The organism is Streptomyces sp. NPDC088400, assembly GCF_044753355.1.
Classification (GTDB): domain Bacteria; phylum Actinomycetota; class Actinomycetes; order Streptomycetales; family Streptomycetaceae; genus Streptomyces.
This window is the reverse complement of the sequence record NZ_JBIVMZ010000016.1, coordinates 129,419-152,159: the sequence shown is the minus strand read 5'-3', so window position 1 is coordinate 152,159 and position 22,741 is coordinate 129,419. Positions and strand designations below refer to the sequence as shown.

The window sequence follows — 22,741 nt, the reverse complement described above, 5'->3', positions numbered from 1 at the left end:
TCCGTGTCCTGCTTGAAAGGGGCGGCTGTGAGGGGCACGGATTCGTACCCCTCACAGCCGCCGACGGGTCAGGCGGGCAGTTCCGTGCGGACGGCGCGGGCGGCTGCGACCAGGTTCTCCAGGGACGCCTTGGTCTCGGGCCAGCCGCGGGTCTTCAGACCGCAGTCGGGATTGACCCACAGCCGTTCGGCGGGAATGGCCTCCAGCCCCTTGCGGAGCAGCGCCGCTGCCTCGTCCGCGTCGGGTACGCGCGGGGAGTGGATGTCGTACACGCCGGGGCCCGCTTCGCGGGGGTAGCCGTGGGCGGCGAGTTCGCGGGCGACCTGCATGTGGGAGCGGGCCGCCTCCAGGCTGATGACGTCGGCGTCGAGGTCGTCGATGGCCTGGACGATGTCGCCGAACTCGGCGTAGCACATGTGGGTGTGGATCTGAGTGTCCGGTCGTACGCCGCTGGTGGTGAGGCGGAACGACTCGGTCGCCCAGTCCAGGTACGCGGCGCGGTCGGCGGCGCGCAGCGGCAGTGTTTCGCGCAGGGCGGGTTCGTCGACCTGGATCACCGAAGTGCCGCTGGTTTCCAGGTCGTTGACCTCGTCGCGCAGTGCGAGGGCGACTTGGCGGGCCGTGTCGCCGAGCGGCTGGTCGTCGCGGACGAAGGACCAGGCGAGCATGGTGACGGGCCCGGTCAGCATGCCCTTGACGGGGCGGTCGGTGAGCGACTGGGCGTAGGAGGTCCAGCGCACCGTCATCGGTTCGGGACGCGAGATGTCGCCGGCCAGGACCGGCGGGCGGACGTAACGGGTGCCGTAGGACTGCACCCAGCCGTGCTGGGTGGCGAGGTAGCCGGTGAGCTGCTCGGCGAAGTACTGCACCATGTCGTTGCGTTCGGGTTCGCCGTGCACCAGGACGTCGATCCCGGTCTTCTCCTGGAAGGAGATGACCTCGCGGATCTCGTTCTCGATGCGCTGTTCGTACCCCGCCGTGTCGATCCGCCCCGCGCGCAAGTCCGCGCGGGCCGTGCGCAGTTCCGCCGTCTGCGGGAACGAGCCGATGGTCGTGGTCGGCAGCAGCGGCAGCTTGAGGTGGGCGCGCTGGGCGGCGGCACGCTCGGTGTACGGCTGGGAGCGGCGGCCGTCGGCGTCGGTGACGCCGGCGGTCCTGGCCCGTACGGCCGGATCGTGGGTGATCGCGGAGGTGGTACGGGAGGCGAGGTCGGCGCGGTTGGCGGTGATCTCCGCGGCGATGGCCCCGGTGCCCTGGGCCAGTCCCTTGGCCAGGGTGACGATCTCGGTGGTCTTCTGCCGGGCGAAGGCGAGCCAGCGCAGGATCTGCGGGTCGATGTCCCGCTCGGCCGCGGCGTCGATCGGAACGTGCAGCAGCGAGCAGGAGGCCGCCACGTCGACCCGGTCGGCCAGCCCGAGGAGCGTACCCAGGGTCGCGAGGGACTTCTCGTAGTCGTTGATCCAGATGTTGCGGCCGTTGACCACACCGGCGACGAGGCGCTTGCCGCGCAGTCCGCCGACGGCGGCGAGGTCTTCGAGGTTGGCGGCGGCCGCGTCGGTGAAGTCGAGCGCCAGGCCCTCGACCGGTGCCTTCGCCAGGACGGGCAGGGCCTCGCCGAGACGGTCGAAGTAGGAGGCGACGAGCAGCTTCGGACGGTCGGTCAGGCCGCCGAGGTCACGGTAGGCGCGGGCCGCGGCGTTCAACTCGGCGCGTGTGCGGTCCTGGACCAGCGCGGGCTCGTCGAGCTGTACCCACTCGGCGCCGGCGGCGCGCAGGTCGGCGAGGACCTCGGCGTAGACGGGCAGCAGCCGGTCCAGCAGGGTCAGCGGTTCGAAATCGGCCGCGACGCCGGGGGCGGGCTTGGCGAGCAGGAGGTAGGTGACGGGGCCGACGAGGACCGGACGGGCGGAGTGCCCGAGCGTGATGGCCTCTGTCAGCTCGGCGACCTGCTTGGCGGAGTCGGCGGTGAAGACGGTGTCGGGGCCGAGCTCCGGGACCAGGTAGTGGTAGTTCGTGTCGAACCACTTGGTCATCTCCAGCGGCGCCACGTCCTGGGTGCCGCGGGCCATCGCGAAGTAGCCGTCGAGCGCGCCGGCCGTGACGGCGTCACGGTGCCGCTCGGGTACGGCGCCGACCATCACGCTGGTGTCCAGGACATGGTCGTAGTACGAGAAGTCGCCGGTCGGCACCTCATCGACGCCGGCGTCCACCAGCTGCTGCCAGTTGGCCCGGCGCAGGGCGGCCGCCGTCTCCCGCAGGGTCCGGGCGGTGACGCGGCCCTTCCAGTAACCCTCGATGGACTTCTTCAGTTCCCGGTTCGGGCCTTGGCGGGGGTAGCCGTACACGGTGGCCCGTGCTGCCGCGGCCGCGGACTTCGCTGTCACGGAAATCTCCTTCGCGAGATGACTCCTTGAGATCCCGGAGACGGGACGCGAGCGCGAAGGGGTGACGAACCCGACGGACCCATGTCACGCCTGGGGGCGCGCTCGTCCGTCCGGTATGTACGCCGACCCGCCCACGAGGTCACCGGGATATCCGTACGCGATCGGTCACGTACGGGCAACGGGCAGGTCTTCGGACTCGCGGGCACATCTGCCGGGGCAGATTCCTACTGGCCGTCGCTTCCCGGATCCTCGGCCGGATCCAGTGCGTATGACGGCGGTCGTTCCCGCTCACCGCTGCGGGGCAGTCCCGGATTCCCACCGGGTTCCCTCTTACGACGCGCCTGCCTGGCGGACAGGGCGAACCAGCTGCACCCGCCAGCCTAGGGCGTAGGCAACCCCTCGGTCGCCCCCGCCCACATTCCGGAGCGTGACATGAGACACGGAATCTGTGGCGACGGGTGGGAAATCGCAGGTCAAGCACCCATGTCCCGCTTCTGCTCACGCCTCACCTGCCCCGTCCGCGCACCGGCTCCACCGTCGATTCCCTTGCCTTCAGGATTCACCGGACTCACCGGAGTGATCAGAGAGCAGGCCCTAGGGTCTTTCGTTTGGATCAGGCCGGATCAGGGAGCGGGGTCTGGTGCCGTGGATCGCAAGGCGGAGGAGTGAGGCGACGCGGAGCGTCGTGGAGTGACGACAACGCGGCGAGGCGCGGTGCCAGGGCACGCGAGCCCGGCAAGATCCAAACGAGAGGCCCTAGGGGGACCCCTGACCAGCCTGTCCCACTGACGTTTCGGGGGATAGCTCCATGTCTCACGGCTACCGGCAACCCACATGATCAACGCATGAGTAAGCGACGACGCAAGCATGTACGGGTTCTTGTCTCCGGCACAGCCGTCCTTGGGATGACCACAGCGCTGGTCACGCCGGCTGTGGCCACCGAGGCGCACAGCCGGCCCATGGAGGCAGGGGCCATCCTGACCGTCGAGGAGGAGAGCACCGTTTCCGCGGCCACGGTGGCCGAGAGCCTGAAGAACGCCGGAATCGACAACTCCCAGGTCCGGTACGACGTGACCTGGTACCGAGTCCTCTACCGCACCACCGGCAGCGACGGCGCCCCCACCGTCGCCAGCCAGCTCGTCGTCCTGCCGCGTAGCCAGGACCGCGCGCTGCCCGTCGTCTCCTGGCTGCACGGCACCACCGTCTACAAGGGCGATGTGGCCTCGGTGAATCCGAACTCCAGCGACCGGCGCGCTGCCCTGCTCTTCGCGTCCACCGGGCGGGCGGTCTCCGCCCCCGACTATGTCGGCCTCGGCAAGGGCGACGGATTCCACCCCTACGGAGACCCGGGGGCCACCGTGGCCGCCTCCGTCGACGGACTGCGCGCCGCGCGGACCCTCGCCCACCGCAAGGGACGCGAGCTGGAGCGGAGAGTGCAGATCAGCGGGTTCTCCCAAGGCGGGCCCGCGACGATGATGGTGGGCCGGGCGCTCCAGCAGGAAGGCGCGGACGACTACTTCCGGCCGGGCGCGCTCGCACCGGTCGGCGGGCCCTTCGACCTGAGCGCTTTCGAGGCCGCCGCGGCGGACGACAAGATCGCCAACTCAGGTCTCTACCTGGCCTATTTCGTCACCGCCTGGAACAGGATGTACGGTCTCTACGATTCTCCGGGCGAGGCGTTCCGCGCCCCGTTCGACCAGAAGGTGGAGCGGCTCTTCGACGGCGACCACACCGGTGCCGACATCCAGCGCGAACTGCCCGCCGCCTCGAAGGACCTGTTCACCGCCGAGTTCCTGGACAAGATCCGCAAGCCCGGCGGTGTCCTGAAGGACAGACTGCGCGCGCTGGACAACAGCTGCGACTGGCAGCCGGGGATACCCGTGCAGATCTTCCACGCCAAGGGGGACAAGGACGTCGATTTCAGCAACGCCGAGCACTGCGGCGACCAGTTGACGCGCCATCACGCCGATCACCGGCTCACCGATGTGGGCGACCACGACCACAACAGTTCGGTGAAGCAGGCACTGCCGCGCATCGTCGACTTCTTCGACGAGCAGAGGCCGTCCCGGTAACCGGGCAGAGGCCGTTCCGGCGACCCGATGGCTTGGAGATATCGGCTTTCGTGACGCCAAGGGCCTGGGGCCGCTTTGTGATCACACGCCCAGGACGCCGCTCCTCGACCGGTGAACATCGCCGGTAGCGGCGCTGGGCCGGGCCAGCAGAGTGGCCGCGGTGATGGCAGCGGTGAGCAGAAACGCCGCGTACGGTGATGTGGATGCGGCCGCGTGGAGAAGGGGCGTGTGGAGAAGGGGCGTGTGGGGAAGGGACGCGGCGGCATCCGGACGGAACGTCAGCGACCGGATGCGGCGGCCTGCCTGTGCGCCGTCCTCCGGCGTTCAGGGGAGCGGGCGCGGTGGGGGGAGTTCACGTGTTGAAGGGCCGGAAGTGGACGAGCGCGGTGTCCCCCTTCTCGTACTCCACGGTCAAGTCGATGCCCACCGCGCCGCCGTCGGCATAAGGGTCCAGCGTCAGGTTGCCGCAGGTGTCGACGGTCTCCGCGGAGCCTGTGCAGTCCGATGTCATCTTCATGCCGGGGTAGGCCGAAGCCAGCCATGTGTCGAGGTCGGCGCGTGTGATCCGGAATCTGACGTCGTACTGCGTGTCCAGCGCGCCCATGACCTCGCACTTCGCATCGGACGCTCCGGCCGGTACCCCGCTCTGGTCCGCGAAGCGCATGGCTTCCTTGCACGAGACCGGCTGCCGCCTCGCGGTCACGTCGTCGTCCGTCAGGTCGGCGACGACCTGCCAGGCCACCCACCCCAGGTACGCCAGCGGCAGTGCCAGCACCCCCAGTACCCAGGTCCGCTTTTTCATGTTCCGCCTCAACTCCGGCTCGTCCCGAGGGGCATGGACATCTGCCCGGTTGTTGAGGACGCGTGGCCGAGGGGCGCGGTTCCGCTTGAATGCGGTGTCAGTGGCCGACGTCGACGGTCCCGCGGGCACGACTTAAATCAGTCGGTTGACTTAGCATGTGGGCTGGGGTTGACTTCTGCCCGCCGACACGATCCGAGGAGGGCCACAAGTGACCGAAGTCCAGGGCGCGGAGACAATGAGCTACCCGATCGTCGCCGCGGCGGCGCTGGAGCCGCCGCAGCAGTGGGCGGAGCTCCGGCAGAAGTGCCCGGTGGCGCGGGTGACGTTGCCGAGCGGTGATGAGGCGGCGCTGCTGACGCGCTATGAGGACGTGAAGACGGCGCTCTCCGACCCGCGTCTGAGTCGCGAGGGACTGGCCTCGCCCGACGCCGCCCGGGTGTCCGCCGGTGACTCGGCGGACATCTTCAACAGCCCGATGGCGAAGGCGCTCAACGCCGAGGGCCACGACCGCTGGCGGCGCATGGTCGGCAAGTGGTTCACGGCCAAGCGGATGTCGGCACTGCGGCCGAGCATGGAGGCCATGACCGACCGGCTCATCGACGAGATGCTGGAACACGGCCGGCCGGCGGACCTGGTGACACATCTGGCCTTCCCGCTTCCCGTGTTCGTCATCTGCACCATGCTGGGCGTGCCGGAGAGCGACCGGGACCGGTTCAAGAGCTGGTCCGACACCTTCTTGAACATGACCCGGTACACACGTGCCGAGACGGAGGCGGCGCATCAGGACTTCGCCGATTACATGACTCACCTGATCGACGGCAAGCGCACGGAACCCGGGGACGACCTCCTCAGCCTCCTCATGGACGGCGCCGACGCGGAGGGCGAACCGATGTCCGCGGCCGGGCTGGTGGCCACAGGGCAGGCGCTGCTGCTCGCCGGCCATGAGACCACCGCGGGCTTCATCTCGATGATGACAGCGCACCTGCTGTCCGACCGCCGTCGCTGGGAACGCCTGCTAGCCGACCCGTCGTTGACCCGCAAGGCGGTGGAGGAGGTGCTGCGGTTCGATCCGAACGGCAGCGGCTTCGGCATGCTCCGGTACGTGCACGAGGACACCGAGCTCTCCGGCGGTGTGGTGCCGCGCGGCACCACCGTGGTGTGCAGCATGGCCGCGGCCAACCGCGACGAGAGCGCCTGGGAGGGCGCGGACGAGATGGACCTCGGCCGTTCTCCCAATCCCCACCTCGCCTTCGGCGCCGGCCCCCACTCCTGCCTCGGACAGCCGCTGGCCCGCACCGAGTTGCAGGCCGTGCTCACCGTCCTGCTGCGCCGGCTGCCCACACTGGACCTCGCCGTCGACAGCAAGGACCTGCGCCGCCACGAGGGGCTGCTCACCTCCCCGCTCCGTGAACTGCCGGTGACCTGGTGAGCGACAGCACCGCTCGGGCCGACCGCGTCGCCGAGACCCGCGAGGCGATCATGTCGGCCGCGGAACGACTCTTCGCCGAGCACGGGCTGATCGCGGTGTCGAACCGTCAGATCGGCGAGGCGGCCGGGCAGGGCAACGTCACCGCCGTCAGCTACCACTTCGGCGCCAAAGCCGGCCTCGTACGCGCCATCATGAGCAAGCACAGCGAGAGGGTCGAACGGATCCGGCAGCGGCATCTGGACGCGATCGGCGACAGCCACGACATCCGGGACTGGGTCGGCTGCCTGGTGCGCCCGGTGCCGGAACATCTCGGCTCGCTCGGCATCCCGTCCTGGTACGCCCGCTTCGCCGTCCAGGTCATGACCGACCCCCTGATGCGCGCGATGACCACCGACGAGGCCCTCACCAGGGAGCCCCTGCGGCAGACCCTCGACGGCCTCGGCCACCTCCTCGGAGCGGTACCTGCCCCGGTGCGGGCCGAACGCGGAGCCATGTCCCGCCATTTGATCGTCCACACCTGCGCGGAGCACGAACGCGCCCTGGCCGAGGGCACTGCCCTGCTGTACTCCTCGTGGGAGCGCACGGCCGACGCCCTGACCGACGCGATCGTCGGTCTGCTCACCGCACCTGTCTCCCCTCACAACGACCTGGAGCCGACCCGGCCATGAAGATGGAACTGTCCACCCCCACCACGGCCGACGCCGAGATCCCGGACTTCCCCCAGCCGCGCTCCTCGGCCTGCCCCTTCGATCCGTCACCTGAGCTGCGCGGTCTCGCCCAGTACGGCCCGCTGACCAAGGTCCGCTCCTGGGGCGACAGCACACCCTGGGTGGTGACCACCCACGCCGAGCAGAAGGCACTGCTCTCCGACGCCCGGCTGAGCGCGGACTTCTCCAATCCCGGCTTCCCCAGCCCGGTCGCCCACCGGGGCGAGGGGGGAACCGACCTGAGCTTCGTCGGACTGGACGACCCCGAACACGCCCGGCTGCGCCGTATGGTCAGTGGTGTCTTCACCATCAAACGCGTCGAGGCGATGCGGCCGGCCGTGCAGAAGATGGTGGACACCTTCATCGACCGCATGCTCGCCGGTCCGAACCCCGCCGACCTGGTCCAGGCGCTCGCGTTGCCCCTGCCCTCGCTGGTGATCTCCGAACTGCTCGGTGTGCCCTACGAGGACCACGAGTTCTTCCAGACCAACAGCAAGACCATCGTCTCCGCCGTCGCCACCCCGGAACAGCGGAAGGCCGCTCACACCATCCTCGCCGACTACCTCGACCACCTGGTCGGCGAGAAGCTCGCCCAGCCCGGCGACGATCTCCTCTCCAGGCTCGGCGAGCAGATCAAGGCTGGTGAACTGACCCGCCGCGAGGCCGTCGCCATGGGCGTACTGCTGCTGCTCGGCGGCCACGAGACCACCGCGAACATGATCAGCCTGGGCACACTGCTCCTGCTTCAGCACCCCGAACAACTCGCCGTCATACGGGAGACGGACGATCCCAAGGTGATCGGCGCCGCGGTGGAAGAACTGCTGCGCTACCTCTCCATCGTGCACCTCGGGCGTCGCCGGACCGCGCTGGAGGACATCCGGATCGCGGGCCACACCATCCGCGCCGGCGAGGGTGTGATCCTGCTCGGCGAGCTGGCCAACCGGGACCCTTCCGTCTTCCCCGCCCCCGACCGGCTGGACATCACTCGTGACGCCCGGCACCACCAGGCATTCGGCGCCGGCACCCATCACTGTGTCGGTCAGCCTCTCGCCAGGATGGAACTCCAGGTGATCTACCCGACCCTCTTCCGCCGCATTCCCACCTTGCGTGTGGCGACGGACCTGGAGCAACTCCCTTTCAAGTACGACGCGGTCATCTACGGAATGCACGAACTCCCCGTGACCTGGTAGCAGCACACGCGACACTCGGCTTTCCCGACTCAATCCTCCGTGACGGTCCGCTGGTTCGGTCAGCGGGCCGTTCTGGTGTGTGCGAGGAGCCGGCCCCGGCCTGTCGTCAGGCGGGCGCGCGGTGCGGTTTCTGCGCGGCCTGACGCGCCATGCGGGTTCTGGGGCCGAAGATCGCCAGGGCGACCGCGCCCAGGATCCAGCTGCCCGCGATGAAGTAGAAGACGCTCTGGTAACCGCTCCGGTTGTAGAGGGCGGCGATGATCAGCGGCCCCGCGGCGTTCGACAGCCTGCCGAGCCCGTAGGAGATGCCCGTTCCCAGCGCGCGGCTTCGGGTGTCGAAGAGCTCGGGGGAGTAGGCGTAGGCGAGTGCGGTGTAGCCGCGTTCGAAGAGGTTGACGAGGAAACCGAAGACAATGATCAGCACGGGGTTGAAGGTGAGCCCGTAGAGGAGGCCGCAGAGCGCGATGACCGTACCGAAGGCGACCAGGCACCACTTGCGCTCGAAGCGGTCGGTCACCAGGGCGGCGAGGTACGAGCCGAGTGGCGCGCCGACCGTGGTGAGCGCCACGTAGAAGACCGACTTCTCGACGCTGAACCCTTCTTTCGCCAGCAGGGTGGGTGCCCAGCTGGAGTAGCCGAAGAATCCGATGGTCTGGGTCACCCACAGGACCGTGAGCAGGAGGGTGGGTGCGAGGTACTTCCGCTGCATGAGGAGGCGCAGCGGGGCCTTGGTGGGCCGTTCCTCGTCGACCGGCGGGGCCGGCTCGGGGAGCGGGCCCTTCTCGGCCGCCACCTGGGTCTCGATCTCCGTGAGGACCGCTTCCGCCGCGGCGAAGTCGCCCCTGCTCTCGTGCCAGCGAGGGGATTCCTTGAGGTGGCGTGTGAAGAAGACGAGCAGGATGCCGAGGGCGCCCCAGAGATACACCAGCCGCCACGACCAGTCGTTGATCGGGACGAGCACACTGGCGATGAGGTTGGTGGCGGGGGTGCCGCAGATGCCGATGACGATGGCGTACGCCTGGAACTTGCCGCGTACGGCGGACGGGTACATCTCGCTGATGTAGATGACCGCCACCACGGTCATCGCGGCGAGGCCGGCCGAGGTGAGAATCCGGAAGACGCCGAGCGAGACGATGTCCCAGGAGAAGGTCGCGGCGAACGAGAAGAATCCGAAGAACAGGGTGGTGCGGATCAGTGTTTTCTTGCGCCCCCACCGGTCCGCGATGGCGCCGGCGATCACCGAACCGATGAACATGCCGACGAACGACAGCGAGGTGACGTACGCGATCTGGTCGACCGTGACACCCCACAGGCCGATGAGCTTGGGGGCGGTGGTGGCGAAGCTGTTGATGTCCGCGAACTCGAAGAAGTAGGCGAACGCGACCCCCAGCAAGGTGATCTTGTGGAACCGTGAAATGGGCAGTCTGTCCAGCCGGTTCACCGCATTCGGGTGCTGCATGGAAGGCTCTTTTCAAAGGAAGCGGTACGGGGAGTGGCTCAGACGCCTTCGCCGGGCCAGTAGAGGCTCATCGGGTTGTCGACGAGCAGCTTGCGCTGTTGTTCCGCGGTGACCGCCACGTGCGGTACGTGGTCGACCAGCAGGCCGTCGTCGGGCATGTGGCCGGTGAGGTTGGGGTGCGGCCAGTCGGTGCCCCACAGCACACGGTCGGGGAATTCCTCCACGACGCGCCGGGCGTAGGGCACCACGTCGGCGTAGGCGTGCCGCTGCCCTTCGAGCGCGGGGGGCCCGGTGACGCTGAGGCGTTCGGGACATGTGGCCTTCACCCACACGTCGTTGCGCTCGACGAAGCGCAGGAAGCGGGTGAACTGCGGTCCCCCCACCGGTTGTGTCACGTCCGGACGTCCCATGTGGTCCACCACGAGTGGCGTGGGCAGTGAGCCGAAGAACCCTTCCAGCTCAGGCAGATCCTCGCTCTCGAAGTAGAGGACGACATGCCAGCCGAGGGACGCGACCTTGTTGGCGACGGCGGTCAGATCCTCCTCGGAGGCCGTGTTGACCAGGCGGCGCAGGAAGTTGAAACGCACACCGCGCACCCCCGCGGCGTCGAGTGCGCGCAGTTCGGCGTCCGACACGTCCGGACGTACGGTCGCCACACCCCGGGCCCTGCCGTCCGCGGAGTGCAGGGCATCGACCATGGCGCTGTTGTCCGCACCGTGGCAGGTGGCCTGGACGATGACGTTGCGGCTGATGCCGAGGTGGTCGCGGAGTGCGAAGAGCTGCTCCTTGCCACCGTCACAGGGGGTGTACTTCCGCTCGGGAGCGAAGGGGAACTCGGCCTGCGGGCCGAAGACATGACAGTGGGAGTCGACGGTGCCCGGCGGCAGCTCGAAGGTGGGCCTGGACGGGTCCGGACACCAGTCCAGCCAGTCCGGGCTCTTGGGTGAGGGTGCGCTCATGTGAATCTCCTCTGGGGGCGTCCGCGGTCCGGGGGGACCGAAGACGTTCGGGCGGCTGCCGTCCGGTGTGTGCCGGACCGGGAGCGTCGGGGAGAGCGGCTCTATCGGTGGGGCACTCGATCGGGCTCGGAGGGGGCTTCGAGGGGGCGGCGGACGAGGTGTGCCGTGACCGGGGGTCCCGTCGGTCTTCGGCGTCGTACGCGCGGGCCGGGCCGCGGTGGCCGGGCCGGGACGGTAGGCGGCAGGGACGGGGTCGTCCGCGGCCGGTACCGTGCGTAACCTGTTGGTCGGGTACGTGTGTTCGCGTGGGTGCGTGTGTTGTGCAGCCGGGTACGTGTGTTTGTTCAGTCGAGGTATCGCAGCCCGGCGGCTTCGAGCGGTTCGCGCATTCCGTACATGTCGAGGCCGAGTTCCCCCGCGGCGAACCGCCGCCTTTTGTCGGCCTCGTTGGCCTCCCTCCGCTCTGCCGCCTCGGTGACCGCCGCCAGCCGTTCCGCCGGCACGACGACCACACCGTCGGCGTCCCCGGCGACCACATCGCCGGGACGCACCACGGCATTGGCGCACACGACGGGGATGTTGACCGATCCGAGGGTGGCCTTGACGGTGCCTTTGGAGTTGACCGCGCGGCTGAACACGGGGAAGTCCATCTCCCGGAGGGCGTCGGCGTCACGGCAGCCACCGTCGATGACCAGACCGACGGCGCCCTGCGCGCGGATCGAGGTGGCCAGCAGGTCACCGAAGAATCCGTCCTCGCATTCGGTGGTGCAGGCGGCGACGAGAACGTCTCCCGGCCTCAGTTGCTCCGCCGCCACGTGCAGCATCCAGTTGTCGCCCGGCTGGAGGAGCACGGTGACCGCGGTGCCGCAGAACCTGGCGCCCGGGTAGACGGGCCGGATGTAGGGACGCATGAGGCCGGTACGGCCCAGCGCCTCATGGATGGTGCTGACACCGAACGGTGCGAGCGCCTCGACGTCCGGGCGGGCCGGGCGGTCGACGGTGCGGTGGACGACTCCGAGTTCGTACATGGTCGTGCTGTTCCTTCCGCGGGTCAGCGTCCCTGCTCGGTCAGCAGGGTGTCCAGGCGTGGGTAGACGGTGCGGGCGTTGCGCTCGTGGATGCCGGCGAGTTCCGTCGAGGAGAGCCCGGCGGCCTCGGTGTAGCGGCGGGTGTCGTCGAAGTGGTGGCCGGTCCGCGGATCGATGTCGCGGACGGCGCCGATCATCTCCGAGGCGAAGATGATGTTCCGGTGAGGCACGACGTCGAGGAGAAGGTCGATTCCCGGCTGGTGGTACACGCAGGTGTCGAAGAAGACATTGCCCAGTACGTGTTCCTCCAGGGGAGGCTTTCCCAGCGCCATCGCCAGGCCGCGGAACCGGCCCCAGTGGTACGGGACGGCGCCGCCGCCGTGCGGGATGATCAGGCGCAGGGTGGGGAAGTCCGCGAACAGGTCGCCCTGTACGAGCTGCATGAACGCCGTGGTGTCGGCGTTCAGGTAGTGCGCGCCGGTGGTGTGGAAGGCGGGGTTGACGCTGGTGCTGACGTGGACCATCGCCGGGATGTCGTACTCGACCAGCTTCTCGTAGAGCGGGTACCAGAAGCGGTCGGTCAACGGCGGCGCGGTCCAGTAACCGCCCGACGGGTCGGGGTTGAGGTTGACCGCGACGGCTCCGTACTCCTCGACGCAGCGGGTGAGCTCCGGGATACAGGTGGCCGGGTCGACACCCGGCGACTGCGGGAGCATGGCGGCGGGGGCGAACCGCTCCGGGTAGAGCCGACTGACCCGGAAGCAGAGCTCGTTGCAGATGGCGGCCCACTCCGCGGAGGTCCGGAAGTCGCCGACGTGGTGCGCCATGAAGGACGCACGCGGGGAGAAGACCGTCATGTCGATGCCGCGTTCGGTCATCAGCCGCAGCTGGTTCGTCTCGATGCTCTGGCGCAGCTCGTCGTCGCTGATCCGCAGGTCGGCGCGGACCGGGGCGGACTCCGGGGTGGTGAGCCCGGCTATCTGCCGTTCGCGCCACGCGCCGAGCGCCGTCGGCGCGGTGGTGTAGTGGCCGTGACAGTCGATGATCATTGCGGTCCTTCCTCGAAGTGCCGGACATGGCCCGGGATCAGGACCTCACCGGCCATGATCAGCCGGGCCGTCCGCAGCAGTGCCGAGCGCGTGACGCTCTGCCGGTCGGCCGGGTCCAGGCCGAGTTCGACGGTGAACTCGCCGGCCGGGTGTTCCACGGAGACGCTGATGTCCGTGTCGTCCGGACCGTCCGCGTCGTCAGTGCCGTCCGCACCATCCGCACCGGCGGTCAGTGCGTGGGCGACCGTGCCCTTCAGAACACAGGCGGTGGCAACGGTGACGGCGGCCAGCACCCCGATCGACTCGTGGCAGACGTGCGGGATGAAACTGCGGGTGCCGATGGTGCCGCCGCGTTCGGGCGGGGACATGAGCGTCATCTTCGGATAGTTCTTCTCCGTCACGTCGCCCAGGCCCATGAGCTCGCCGCAGACGAGGCGGAGGGCTTCGAGGCGGTCCTTGAGCTCCTGGTCGGAGTTGAGCGCGGAGACGGACTCCCGGCCGGTGCGGCCGAGGTCCGAGGCATTGACGAGGACCAGCGGCATGCCGTTGTCGATGCAGGTGACCTCAAGAGTTCCGACGCCCTGGACGTCGACGCGGTCCCGGACGTCACCTGTCGGCAGCAGACTCGCGCAGACGGAGCCCGCGGTGTCCAGGAAGTCGATCTCGACCGGGGCCGCCGTACCCGGGACACCGTCGATGCGTGTGTCACCGCCGTACTCCACATAACGGCCGGACGCGCCCTCCGGGGTGCGCACGGTGATCTCGGCGACCAGACCGGTGTTGAGGGTCAGCACCCGGGCCGTGGTCGTGTCCCCGTCCGGTACCAGCAGCCCGGATTCGACGGCGAAGGGTACGACGGCCGCCAGCATGTTGCCGCAGTTGGCGGTGGTGTCCACGAGGTCGCTGTCGGGTCGGAGCTGGGCGAACCGGAAATCGAGGTCCGCGTCGGCCCGGCTGCTCGGCCCGACGATCCCGACCTTGCTGGTGAGGGGATTCGCGCCGCCCAGCCCGTCGATCTGGCGCGGGTCGGGCGACCCCATGACGGCCAGCAGCACGGCGTCGCGCGCGGCTCGCTCGGAGGGCAGGTCCGCGGCCCGGAAGAAGGGCCCCCGTGACGTACCGCCGCGCAGGAACCAGCAGGGCACCCGCTTCTGGCCGCCGCGCGGTCGCGGATCCGGACCACCGGCCCTGAGCCTCGTGGGTTGCATCATCGCCTCCCGTTCGGGTGTTGTGTTGCAGACAAGCTAACCGTCGATAAAATTGCTGACAATATTTTTGACAAAGAAGTTTTCAGCATCATCAGCATGATCATCGTCAGTGCCGTCGGCAGAGTGATCGGCGCGGTTAGACTGCGTCACGATCGAATGTCGTCGAGCTGATCAAGGCGGTAGGAGTGGCGCAGAACCGGGCCACCGGGCAAGCGGGGCGCAGCGCGGTATTCCAGGGGGTCCGTCAGGCTCTCGCGGCAGGGGACATGGTGCCAGGTCAGCGACTGGTCGAACAGGAACTGTCGGAGACTTTCCAGGTCACCCGCAGCTCCGTCCGCGAAGCCCTGCAGGAACTCGCGGCGGAGGGGCTCGTCGAGCTGATCCCACGTCGCGGTGCGCGGGTGCGCGTGATCTCGGTCGAGGACGCCGTTCAGATCACCGAGTGCCGAGCCGCGCTGGAGGGGCTGTGCGCACGGCGCGCCGCCGGACTGGCGACTGCCGAGCACCACGCGACCCTGCGGGAGATCGGCGCGGCGATGCGCGAGGCCGTGGCCAACGGCGAGCTGGAGACGTATTCCGCCCTGAACCGCCGACTTCACGACCTCGTCGCCGAGATGAGCGGCCAGCACGTGGCGGGATCGCTGCTCGAACGGCTGAACGGCCAGATGGTCCGTTACCAGTTCCGCCTCGCGCTGCGCCCCGGCCGCCCGACGCAGTCGTTGCCGCAGCACCTGTCGATCATCGACGCCATCGTGGCCGGGGACCCGCAGGCGGCGGAGGCGGCCGCCCGAGCCCATCTCGACAGCGTCATCGAGCAGCTGAGGGCGACGCCCGACCCCGGTCCCTTCGGGACCTGAGCCGTTTCTCCGGGACCTGATCCGGTCTCTCCGGACGGTCTCCGGTTGGTCTCTCCGGGGTTGGTCTCTCCGGTTGGTCAGGCGTCGTGTGTCAGGGGGTGCGTCGTGCGCGTCAGGGTGTGGCGCGGGCGTCGGCCGACCGGGTGGCACGCTGCTTGACGAGTTCGTACGACCGTACGCGGTCGGCCAAGGCGTAGACGGGCGTCACCAGCATCAGTTCGTCCGCGCCGGTCGCGGTCGCCAGTTCGGTGAGGCGTCGCTCGACGGTCTCGGGCGTTCCGTACGCCTGATGGGCACCGAAACCCGCCAGTGCTTGCCGCTCCGACTCGGTGAACGGGTGCGCGGACGCCTCCTCGGGCGTGGGGAACGGGATGTCGCTCCGTCCCTTGAGGAGCCCGGCCTTGACGACATTCATCGGACCGGCCAGCCGCGCGGCTTCCTCCCGCGTCCCGGCGCACACGGTTTCCACGCAGATCAGTACACGGGGGCGCTCACACCAGAGCGAGGGGGAGAAGCGCGCCCGGTAGTGGTCGAGTGCGGCGAGGGTGTTGTCGGGACGGATGTGGTGGGCGAAGGCTATAGGCAGGCCGAGTTCCGCGGCGAGCGCGGCGCCGGCCGTGCTGGAGGACAGCAGCCACGGCTCCGGAAGGGGGCCGAGCGCGACCTCGTCCACCAGGAGCCGCAGCGTCGAGACGACGCTCGCCCGGTACTCGTCGTCCGTCATCGGCTCCGGCCCGCGCCGCAGGGACCGTGCGGTCGCCTCGTCGAAGGTGCCCGGACCGCGCCCGATGCCCAGGTCGATCCGGTCGGGGTGCAGAGCGGCGAGTGTGCCGAACTGCTCCGCCAGCATGAGCGGGGAGTGGTTGGGGGCGAGTACGCCTCCGGAGCCGAGGCGGACAGCCGACGTCGACGCGGCGGCGTGGGCGGTCAGGACGACGGGTGGGAACGCACCGATGGCGGGGGAGTGGTGGTGCTCGGCGTACCAGAGCCGCCGGTAGCCCAGGGCGTCGAGGCGCCGGGCGAACTCGGCGGTGTCACGTAGCGTCTCCAGGGCCCGGGAACCGGCCTGAACCATGGCGACTTCCAGCGCGGAGAGCGGCAGATCGATCATCCGGCCAGCATAAGGAGCCCCGAGCCGGCTCATGCCGCCGCGTCCGAAGGGGTGGCACCCGTCCGGAAGTCCCACGAACACCCGTCCGGAGTCCCACGAACGTACGCCGGGACCGCAGAGGGCTCCCTCGCGTGATCAGCCCCGGGTGCTCACCCGGATGGCGTCATGAGGAGGAGCGGGGCAAGGTGGAACGAGAACTGGTCGGGAGGATTCGGGCCGGCCGACGAGCCTGAGCCGTCTCGCTCACCAGGAGGTGCGTTGACCGTGCTAGAGGACGCGCACACGGGCATGTACAAGCCTCTGGCCGGAAAGGACCGGGCGCTGGCGGAGGCGACGCTGCACGCGCACGCCGCCCGTTCCACGCCGACCGCGCCGAACAAGCAGAGTGCGCCCCTCACGGACGATCTGCTAGGGAACATCGTGGCGGCGGCGGTCGGAAAGGTGCCCGCGATCCACCACCTCGACTCCGTCTCCCTGCGGCGCACCGGAGAGAGGGCCCGCGTCAAGGCATGGGAAGGGCATGCCCATCCCATCCACATGAAGCGAGGCGGTGGAAGACGCACCGTCGTGGACCTGACCGTCGTCGTCGAGTACGGCACCACGATCGCGGAGGCCGCGTCCCAGGTCCGGGAGAGTGTGGCGCGCGCCGTACGTCGCGTCGCGGACACGGACATCGTCGAGGTCAACGTCTCCGTTACCGGTGTGGCGATCAAGCGACGGTGATCGTGTCGCCCGGATGAGCCCGGGCAGCGGTGTCCCATCCCTCTGTCGGCGCAACCTCCCGGGTCGGGCGTGGCGGTGCGGCGGCCCGCACGTACCCGGTCCGATCTCGGCCGTGCGCACAGGTAATTCCGGCAGTGCGGAGACGTAGGGGAGTTCACGGAGTGACGTCGTCGCCCAACGCACGGGCCCCTGCGACGCATTCGCTGGAGATGCGGTGTGCGAACCAGCGATGAGACTTGCCGTATGGCAGAACAACGTCGGACGCGGTCCGGTTCCACGTCAACAGCGACTCGACGCCGTGCCTCGCCCGCGCGTGGGCCGGAAGGCGCCGCACGTGCCGCGCGCGAGCGGCTGGAGAGCCTGATCAACCACTGCACGGAAGGTGTGTCGGGTCTACGGCGCACCGAGGACGGCTGGTGTGTCGTCGTGGACGTGCTGGAGGTCGCCCGGATTCCGGACACCACGAGCCTGCTCGCCTCGTACGAGGTGCACATCGATCGGGACGGTGAACTCCTGGAGTACCGCAGGGTCCGCCGCTACCGAAGAGGCGCCGCCGACGAGTGAGCGCGGCGTGCCGGCCAGCCGATGAGAGGACACGCCCATGAGAACGACCACCTACTCCGACGAGGTCGTCGCGTGCGTACCGCGCGCCGGCACGTTGTACGACGTGCTCGAACTGATCCTGGACCGGGGCATGGTGATCGACGTGTTCATCAGGATCTCCCTGGTCGGCATCGAGATCATCAAGATCGACGCCCGGATCGTCGTGGCGAGCGTGGACACGTATCTCCGGTTCGCCGAGGCGTGCAACCGGCTGGATCTGGAGCATGATTCGCGCAGTACGACGGTGCCCGAACTGTTCGGCGGCGGGGCCGCCAAGGCCGTCGGCAAGCGCAAGGTGAAGAAGGCGGCCGAGTCGGTGGGCGACAAGGTGCGCCACGCGGTCGGCGGCGGCGAGGACTCCGACGAGGACTCCGAGGAGTACGAGGAGAGCAGGCCCCGACGTCGTGCACCCGTCCGTTCCGGCGCGCGCCGCCGCACCGCGGAGGACTGACCGGTGACGGACAACGGACTGTACGTGTACGCGATCGTCCGGGCGGAGCAACGCGTCCCGAAGGGCCTCGCCGGTGTGGGGAGCCCGCCGCTGCCTCTTCGTTTCCTCGTCGAGGGGCGGCTCGGGGCGGTGGTCAGTGACGCTCCGCCGAAGCTGCGTGCCCGACGCCGTGACCTGCTCGCCCACCAGGACCTGCTGCTGCGGCTGACCGGTAACGGACCGACGCTGCCGATGCGGTTCGGCACGGTCGCACCGGACGAGGCGGCGGTGCGTGCCCAGTTGACCGCCGCCGAGCACTCTCATCTCACCGCTCTGGAACGCCTCGACGGGCGCATCGAGGTGAACGTCAAGGCATTCGCTCCGTCCCACGCGCTTGCACATCTCGTGCGGGAGGACCAGAACATCCGAAGGCTGCATGAAGCGGCACGCCGACGTCCCGGTTACGAGGCGAACCTCCGCCTGGGTGAAGCGGTGGTCACGGCGCTCGCACGCAGGGCGGCGGAGGCGGGGCGGTCCGCCGTACGGGAGCTGACACCTCTGGCCGACGCGGTCGCCACGGGTCCTGAGGTTCCGGGGTGTGTGCTCAACACGTCCTTCCTTGTCGGCAGAGCGGCCGAGGGCCGGTTCAGGGTCGCGGCGCGGGATTTCGCCGAGGCCCGCCAGGACCGGGTGGAACTGCGTCTCGCGGGACCGCTGCCCTGCTACAGCTTCGTCGGGGCCGACGGCCCACTCGCCGGCGCGGGAGTGTGACATGGGTCTGATCAGCGGACTCCTCCTCTTCCCGTTGGCACCGGTTCACGGAGTGTCGTGGATCGCCGAGCAGCTCATGGACGCCGCCGACCGTCAGATCCATGACCCGGCCCTGATCCGTGCCCAACTGGCGGCGCTCAACCATGAGTTCGAAGAAGGAAATCTCAGCCTCGAAGAGTTCGAGGAAGAAGAGGAACGGCTGCTGGACCGACTGGACGAAACGGGAGCCGGACCAGGCGATCGATCGAAGGTGGCGCACTCATGGAAGACGAAACCAAGGTAACGCTGGCCGCCGCGGTCGCGGCCGGTTACGTACTGGGACGTACCAAGAAGGGGCGGCTCGCTCTGACCGCCGTGACCTTCTTGGCAGGCAGGCGCTTCGGCCTCGAACCGCGGCAGCTGGTCGCTGAGGGAGTACGACGCCTCGGCCAGGTCCCTCAAGTCGCCGAGCTCCAGGAGCAGTTGCGTACCGAGGGCCTCGAAGCGGCTCGTAGCGCTCTGACGGCCGTCGCCAACCGGAACCTGGGCTCTCTCGCGGACGCGATCAGCGATCGCACGCTCGGCCTCGGTGCCAAGGACGAAGAGCCGGAGGAGGACTACGAGGAAGAGCCCGAGGAGGGCGAGGAGGAGGAAGAGTACGAGGGCGAGTACGAGGAAGAGCCTGAGGAGGAGTACGAGGACGAGTACGAGGAGGAACCGGAGGAGGAGTACGAGGAGGAGCCGGAGGAGGAAGAGGAACCGGAACCGGAACCGCCCAGGCATCGCCGGAGAGGCACCCGCGAATCCGGCAGGCCGGCCTCCTCCGGGCGGCGGAAGCCAGGTGAGGCGGCGGCCAAGAAGGCTTCCTCCGCCGGCCGGGACAGGGCGAGGAAGGCGGCCACTTCCAAGCGGGCCGAATCCGCGAAGAAGTCAGCGGCGCCCGCCAAGAAGTCGGCTGCCGGGAAGACGGCCTCGAAGAAGGCGGCTCCCGCGAAGAAGGCGGCTCCCGCCAAGAAAACGGCTGCCAAGAAGACGGCCCCCGCCAAGAAGACAGCGTCGAAGAAGGCGGCTCCCGCCAAGAGGACGTCCACCAAGAGGACAGCTGCCAAGAAGTCGGCTCCTGCCAGGAAGACGGCCTCGAAGAAAACGGCTTCGCCGTCGAGGAAAGCGGCCAAGAAGCCCCCCACACGCGCCGATCGCCGGAGGTAATCGGACATGACCAGGACAACAGGGGACAGCTCTGACACCGGCGAATCAGGTCTCGGACGAGTGCGCGAAGAGCTCACGGGCTACCTCGGCGCACAGGTGGAACGCCTGGCGGAGAAGGCCGCCGGCAAGCTGACCGATGTCACCGGTCAGCTCACCGGTATCGCCGAGAACGGTGGAGAGCTGCCTGGGATCGGTTCCCGCCTCCTCCAGGGCGAATCACCGGTGAAGGCATTCGTCTCGGAGAAGGCGAAGGGAGTGAAGGACAGCGTCGTGGGCAAGGCCAAAGAGGCTCTCGGTGGCGGCGGGGGACGCAAGCCCGGCGACACCAAGGTGACCAGCATCATCGAAGTGCTCGATGTGGGAGTGCCGCTCCGTACGGCCTATGACCACTGGACGCTGTACGACAAGTTCAGCAGCTTCACCAAAGGCGTACGTGACGTGTCGCAGAGCGACGAGGTGGAGAGCGACTGGAAGGTCAAGGTCGGCCCCTCGACCCGTTCCTTCAAGGCGACGGTCCAGGAACAGGTACCGGACGAGCGCATCGTATGGACGTCGGAAGGCGCCAAGGCCACGACCCGGGGGGTGGTCAGCTTCCACGAGCTGGCCCCGGCCCTGACCCGGATCGTCCTCGTCGTCGAGTACTACCCGTCCGGCTTCTTCGAGAAGACCGGAAACCTGTGGCGCGCACAAGGACGGCGTCTGCGGCTGGACTTCAAGCACTTCCAGCGTTACGTCACGCTCACGGATGAAGAGCCCGAAGACGCGTGGCGCGGCGAGATCCGCGAGGGCGAGGTCGTCCGCACCCACGAAGAGGTGATGGAGGAAGAAGAGGCGGCACAGGCCGATGAGGAGGACACCGAAGCCACTGACGAGGACGAGGAGGACGGGGAGTGGGAGGACGAGGACGACGAGTTGGATGAGGACGAGGAAGAAGAGGAAGACGAAGAGGAAGAAACCCGGTGACCGACGTCGACTTCAGATACGGTGACGCACCCGTCCACAGTTCGAGCACCACCAACCTCGCCGACATTCTCGAACGCGTCCTCGACAAAGGCATCGTCATCGCCGGCGACATCAAGATCGACCTGCTCGACATCGAGCTGCTGACCATCCGGCTGCGCCTGTTCGTCGCGTCGGTGGACACCGCCAAGAAGGCCGGCATCGACTGGTGGGAGACCGATCCGGCGCTCAGCTCACGTGCCGCCCGCAGCGCGCTCCAGGACGAGAACGATGAGCTCCGCGCACGCCTGGAAGCCCTCGAATCCAGTCTCGACCAGGCCTCGCCCCAGCCCGCCACCAAGGAGAGACGAGGGACATGAGCAGCCCGGGTCCCGCCCTCCAGGAACACTCCGCGACCTACGTGTTCGCGGTCTGCCGACACATCGACCACGGAACTCTCGCGCCTCTTCCCGGACTCGGGGAACACTCCCCGGTGCGGCCACTGCCCTTCGGCGCGCTCACGGCCGTCGTACAGCATGTGGACGCGGCGCACTTCAGCGAGGACGCCTGGCGCGAACGCCTCTCGGACCGACGGGAATTGGAGCGCTGCGCCCGCGCCCACCACGAGGTGGTCGCTGCCGCCGCCGCCCGCGGGCCCACGATCCCCGTTCCGCTGGCCACGCTCTACCGGAGCGACGAGCGAGCCGGAGGGGCCCTTCGGCGGGACGCCGACCGTTTCCACAGCGCCCTGCGCCGTATCGAAGGACGCGTCGAGTGGGGGGTGAAGGTGTACGCGCCCACCACACCGCAGCCCACGACACCACCGAACTCCACGACACCGCCCGTCACTTCACCGCCCGCCGCCTCGCTCGCGCCCGCGACAGCCGGTCGCGGCCGGCCCTCCTCCGGCGACGGCCGCGCCTATCTGGACCGTAAGCGGGGCATCCAGAAGCGGCGCGAACAGCGCCACGACGAAGCACTGCGCACCGCCGAGACCGTGGACTCGGCACTGCGAACCGTGGCCGCCGCGTCCCGGCGTCTGCGTACACACACGCAGGAGCTGCTGGGGCCGGGCAGAACGCAAGTACTCAACGCGGCCTATCTGGTGGACGAGAACCGGACCGGCGACGTCGCCCGCAGGGTCCGGGAACTTCGCCGCTCGACCGGTGCGGATATCGAGATGTCCGGACCGTGGGTGCCCTACTCCTTCGTCGGCGAGGTGTGAGATGACGACGCACGAGCCCGCTCCGTGGGCCACCCCGGAGCCGCTGACCGGTCCCATCGGGGTTCCCCTCGTGGATCTCCTGGACCGCGTACTGGCGACCGGCGTGGTGGTGAGCGGTGACCTGGTCATCGCGATCGCCGAGGTCCCCCTGGTCAGGCTGTCGCTGCACGCCCTGCTCTCCTCGGTGACCGAACGAGTTCCCGCCCCCTGGGCGGACGGAGGACCCCTGTGACCAGTACGCGCATCGAGCCTGTGACCACCACGCGGATCGACGTCGACCGCGATCAGATGGGACGGGACCTGGTCGCCCTGGTCCTCACCGTCGTGGAACTCCTGCGTCAGCTCATGGAACGGCAGGCGATCCGCAGGGTGGAACAGGGCGACCTCACCGACGAGCAGGTCGACCGGATCGGCACCACACTCATGCTGCTCGACGAACGCATGAATGAACTCTGTGAACAACACGGGCTCAGCATGGAAGACCTCAACCTGGATCTCGGACCGCTGGGAACTCTGCTGCCCCGCGACTGACGCGGCGGAGCCCGGGACGACCATCCCGATGGTGCCGACGCCGGCTTCTACGGGCCCCGTCGGTGGTTTCCGCGTG

At 68.8% G+C, this 22,741-nt stretch carries 24 protein-coding genes and 1 riboswitch; of the genes, 16 read left to right on the top strand and 8 right to left on the bottom strand.

Features of this window, described 5'->3' with window-relative positions; all coding sequences use genetic code 11:
* Positions 1–68: 68 nt before the first annotated feature.
* The gene (gene metE, locus ACIQD6_RS31735) at positions 69–2,384 is read right to left on the bottom strand and encodes a 5-methyltetrahydropteroyltriglutamate--homocysteine S-methyltransferase (protein WP_401889228.1); all 2,316 of its coding nucleotides are present in this window, start codon (positions 2,382–2,384) and stop codon (positions 69–71) included.
* A gap of 163 nt (positions 2,385–2,547) precedes the next feature.
* Positions 2,548–2,748, bottom strand: a riboswitch (cobalamin riboswitch).
* Between the two features lie 481 nt (positions 2,749–3,229).
* Between metE and ACIQD6_RS31730 the strand changes: the two genes are divergently transcribed.
* Positions 3,230–4,456, top strand: coding sequence for an alpha/beta hydrolase family protein (locus tag ACIQD6_RS31730; RefSeq protein WP_401889226.1), 1,227 nt, complete (start codon positions 3,230–3,232; stop codon positions 4,454–4,456).
* Positions 4,457–4,808: 352 nt separating this feature from the next.
* Here ACIQD6_RS31730 and ACIQD6_RS31725 read toward each other — a convergent pair whose 3' ends face one another.
* Entirely contained in the window at positions 4,809–5,258 is a 450-nt protein-coding gene (locus ACIQD6_RS31725) for a hypothetical protein (RefSeq protein ID WP_401889223.1), read from the bottom strand.
* Between the two features lie 235 nt (positions 5,259–5,493).
* Between ACIQD6_RS31725 and ACIQD6_RS31720 the strand changes: the two genes are divergently transcribed.
* The 3 genes from ACIQD6_RS31720 to ACIQD6_RS31710 are packed head-to-tail and all read left to right on the top strand — an operon-like array spanning position 5,494 to position 8,584.
* On the top strand, positions 5,494–6,687 hold the full coding sequence (locus tag ACIQD6_RS31720; protein WP_401889283.1) for a cytochrome P450: 1,194 nt from the start codon (positions 5,494–5,496) through the stop codon (positions 6,685–6,687).
* A 50-nt stretch (positions 6,688–6,737) separates the two neighbouring features.
* Positions 6,738–7,355 carry a TetR/AcrR family transcriptional regulator gene (locus tag ACIQD6_RS31715; RefSeq protein ID WP_401889280.1) on the top strand — a complete coding sequence of 206 codons (618 nt, stop codon included), beginning with the start codon at positions 6,738–6,740 and terminating at the stop codon, positions 7,353–7,355.
* Positions 7,352–8,584, top strand: coding sequence for a cytochrome P450 (locus ACIQD6_RS31710; protein ID WP_401889220.1), 1,233 nt, complete (start codon positions 7,352–7,354; stop codon positions 8,582–8,584). The genes ACIQD6_RS31715 and ACIQD6_RS31710 overlap by 4 nt, the downstream gene beginning before the upstream one ends.
* 106 nt (positions 8,585–8,690) lie before the next feature.
* On the opposite strand, the gene ACIQD6_RS31705 is transcribed toward ACIQD6_RS31710, so the two are convergent.
* The 5 genes from ACIQD6_RS31705 to ACIQD6_RS31685 form a co-directional block, all read right to left on the bottom strand.
* Positions 8,691–10,043, bottom strand: coding sequence for an MFS transporter (locus ACIQD6_RS31705; protein ID WP_401889218.1), 1,353 nt, complete (start codon positions 10,041–10,043; stop codon positions 8,691–8,693).
* A gap of 38 nt (positions 10,044–10,081) precedes the next feature.
* Positions 10,082–11,002 carry an amidohydrolase family protein gene (locus ACIQD6_RS31700; RefSeq protein ID WP_401889215.1) on the bottom strand — a complete coding sequence of 307 codons (921 nt, stop codon included), beginning with the start codon at positions 11,000–11,002 and terminating at the stop codon, positions 10,082–10,084.
* Positions 11,003–11,346: 344 nt separating this feature from the next.
* Entirely contained in the window at positions 11,347–12,030 is a 684-nt protein-coding gene (gene ligK, locus ACIQD6_RS31695; RefSeq protein WP_401889213.1) for a 4-carboxy-4-hydroxy-2-oxoadipate aldolase/oxaloacetate decarboxylase, read from the bottom strand.
* 23 nt (positions 12,031–12,053) lie between these two features.
* A complete protein-coding gene (locus ACIQD6_RS31690; RefSeq protein ID WP_401889210.1) occupies positions 12,054–13,079 on the bottom strand; it encodes an amidohydrolase family protein in 1,026 nt (341 codons plus the stop codon).
* Positions 13,076–14,290, bottom strand: a complete 1,215-nt coding sequence (locus ACIQD6_RS31685) for a 4-oxalomesaconate tautomerase (RefSeq protein WP_401889207.1) — start codon at positions 14,288–14,290, stop codon at positions 13,076–13,078. The genes ACIQD6_RS31690 and ACIQD6_RS31685 overlap by 4 nt, the downstream gene beginning before the upstream one ends.
* 182 nt (positions 14,291–14,472) lie before the next feature.
* Here ACIQD6_RS31685 and ACIQD6_RS31680 point away from each other — a divergent pair, with 182 nt between their 5' ends.
* Positions 14,473–15,144 (top strand): GntR family transcriptional regulator, encoded by a 672-nt coding sequence (locus tag ACIQD6_RS31680; protein ID WP_401889204.1) that lies wholly within the window; start codon positions 14,473–14,475, stop codon positions 15,142–15,144.
* A gap of 112 nt (positions 15,145–15,256) precedes the next feature.
* Here ACIQD6_RS31680 and ACIQD6_RS31675 read toward each other — a convergent pair whose 3' ends face one another.
* Complete coding sequence (locus ACIQD6_RS31675; RefSeq protein ID WP_401889201.1) at positions 15,257–16,255, bottom strand: MsnO8 family LLM class oxidoreductase; 999 nt, start codon at positions 16,253–16,255, stop codon at positions 15,257–15,259.
* A gap of 264 nt (positions 16,256–16,519) precedes the next feature.
* On the opposite strand from ACIQD6_RS31675, the gene ACIQD6_RS31670 reads away from it, so the two are divergent.
* From ACIQD6_RS31670 to ACIQD6_RS31620, 11 genes are all read left to right on the top strand, one after another.
* Complete coding sequence (locus ACIQD6_RS31670) at positions 16,520–16,978, top strand: Asp23/Gls24 family envelope stress response protein (protein WP_401889277.1); 459 nt, start codon at positions 16,520–16,522, stop codon at positions 16,976–16,978.
* Positions 16,979–17,221: 243 nt separating this feature from the next.
* Complete coding sequence (locus tag ACIQD6_RS31665; protein ID WP_401889199.1) at positions 17,222–17,542, top strand: gas vesicle protein; 321 nt, start codon at positions 17,222–17,224, stop codon at positions 17,540–17,542.
* Positions 17,543–17,579: 37 nt separating this feature from the next.
* On the top strand, positions 17,580–18,032 hold the full coding sequence (gene gvpJ, locus ACIQD6_RS31660) for a gas vesicle protein GvpJ (protein ID WP_401889194.1): 453 nt from the start codon (positions 17,580–17,582) through the stop codon (positions 18,030–18,032).
* Between the two features lie 3 nt (positions 18,033–18,035).
* Positions 18,036–18,782: a GvpL/GvpF family gas vesicle protein gene (locus ACIQD6_RS31655; protein ID WP_401889192.1), complete on the top strand. Its 747-nt coding sequence runs from the start codon at positions 18,036–18,038 to the stop codon at positions 18,780–18,782.
* Between the two features lies 1 nt (position 18,783).
* The gene (locus ACIQD6_RS31650) at positions 18,784–19,065 is read left to right on the top strand and encodes a gas vesicle protein GvpG (RefSeq protein ID WP_401889189.1); all 282 of its coding nucleotides are present in this window, start codon (positions 18,784–18,786) and stop codon (positions 19,063–19,065) included.
* The gene (locus tag ACIQD6_RS31645) at positions 19,044–19,970 is read left to right on the top strand and encodes a histone protein (RefSeq protein WP_401889186.1); all 927 of its coding nucleotides are present in this window, start codon (positions 19,044–19,046) and stop codon (positions 19,968–19,970) included. Before ACIQD6_RS31650 ends, ACIQD6_RS31645 begins: the two co-directional genes overlap by 22 nt.
* Before the next feature lie 6 nt (positions 19,971–19,976).
* Positions 19,977–20,933 carry an SRPBCC family protein gene (locus ACIQD6_RS31640; protein WP_401889183.1) on the top strand — a complete coding sequence of 319 codons (957 nt, stop codon included), beginning with the start codon at positions 19,977–19,979 and terminating at the stop codon, positions 20,931–20,933.
* Complete coding sequence (locus ACIQD6_RS31635) at positions 20,930–21,289, top strand: gas vesicle protein (protein WP_401889180.1); 360 nt, start codon at positions 20,930–20,932, stop codon at positions 21,287–21,289. Before ACIQD6_RS31640 ends, ACIQD6_RS31635 begins: the two co-directional genes overlap by 4 nt.
* Positions 21,286–22,134 carry a GvpL/GvpF family gas vesicle protein gene (locus tag ACIQD6_RS31630; protein WP_401889177.1) on the top strand — a complete coding sequence of 283 codons (849 nt, stop codon included), beginning with the start codon at positions 21,286–21,288 and terminating at the stop codon, positions 22,132–22,134. The genes ACIQD6_RS31635 and ACIQD6_RS31630 overlap by 4 nt, the downstream gene beginning before the upstream one ends.
* A 1-nt stretch (position 22,135) precedes the next feature.
* The gene (locus ACIQD6_RS31625) at positions 22,136–22,366 is read left to right on the top strand and encodes a gas vesicle protein (protein ID WP_401889174.1); all 231 of its coding nucleotides are present in this window, start codon (positions 22,136–22,138) and stop codon (positions 22,364–22,366) included.
* A gap of 20 nt (positions 22,367–22,386) precedes the next feature.
* Positions 22,387–22,665 (top strand): gas vesicle protein K, encoded by a 279-nt coding sequence (locus ACIQD6_RS31620; RefSeq protein ID WP_401889274.1) that lies wholly within the window; start codon positions 22,387–22,389, stop codon positions 22,663–22,665.
* Positions 22,666–22,741 lie beyond the last annotated feature (76 nt).